Raw genomic sequence first — 241 nt, 5'->3', positions numbered from 1 at the left:
AGTTAGCCTTCAAGATCGTGTAACTGACGTGGCAGAATCAACAGGCGAGTTCGCGTCAGAACAATTGTCTAGAGTGAAATCTGGTATCGGTTCAGGTGTTGCAGTAGCACAAGAAAAACTTGGCGAAGGCGCTGAGTTCGTTCAAGAAAAAGTTGGCCAAGGTGTTGAAACTGTTAAAGACGCTGCAGCCAAAGCAGAACCACGTGTTCAATAATTACTAATTTAGAAAAAAATAAAAGGA

General features: G+C 42.3%; 1 pseudogene. It reads left to right on the top strand.

The window, feature by feature from the left end:
* Positions 1–214: pseudogene (locus HMPREF2619_RS10265) on the top strand (Asp23/Gls24 family envelope stress response protein); the annotation flags it as partial.
* Positions 215–241: the final 27 nt, after the last annotated feature.

It is taken from the genome of Streptococcus sp. HMSC074B11, assembly GCF_001808705.1.
Classification (GTDB): domain Bacteria; phylum Bacillota; class Bacilli; order Lactobacillales; family Streptococcaceae; genus Streptococcus.
The sequence above is the reverse complement of the archived record's forward strand: the minus strand, read 5'-3'. Positions and strand labels throughout refer to the sequence as shown.